The following is a 588-nucleotide window of genomic DNA, read 5'->3' as shown; positions in this document are numbered from 1 at the left end:
ACAGGAAAAATACAGGCTGAAACACAAGGTCAAACTATTGAGAATATATATAAACCTCAACAAATCCAAACTGGAATCAACCAAACAGAATCACAGACTGCACTTAATTATGCAAATATTCAAAACATGGCAGACAGAGTTGGCTTGGACCGAGATAAACTCTTATCTGAATATGAATATAAGTATGCACAATTAAATCCGTCAAACGTAAAGCTTTCAGATGGTGCTCAAAAACTTGTTAATGACACAATGCTTGCTTCTGTTACTTCCGAACAATCTGCAAATCAACAAAACAATTTAGCAGATCGAATCGAGGCTGCTGGTGGTGGTTTTGGCGCTTTCAGTAGATTTAGCGAATGGGTTAAAGGGCAAACTGGTAATCAGGAAGCTATGACTCAATTACGAAATGAATATACTAGAATCAGAAATTCACAAGCAATTAAAATGCTTCCTCCAGGCCCGGCAACAGATAAAGATATAGAAATGGCATTAAAAGGTTTTCCAGCAGATACCGCCGATTCTAAGTCTATTGCATCTTTTCTCCGCGGAATGGCAAAAATGAATCAACGTGATTCAGCTTATCAGCAG

At 37.9% G+C, this 588-nt stretch carries 1 protein-coding gene; it reads left to right on the top strand.

Translation table 11 applies throughout. From position 1 onward, the window contains the following. Nucleotides 1-588: hypothetical protein (locus tag OUA97_RS23265; protein WP_267234450.1), on the top strand; the 588-nt coding region annotated here is incomplete at both ends.

The organism is Phenylobacterium sp. 58.2.17, assembly GCF_026411515.1.
In the GTDB taxonomy this organism is placed as follows: domain Bacteria; phylum Pseudomonadota; class Alphaproteobacteria; order Caulobacterales; family Caulobacteraceae; genus Phenylobacterium.
This window is presented reverse-complemented; position numbering and strand designations above follow the sequence as displayed.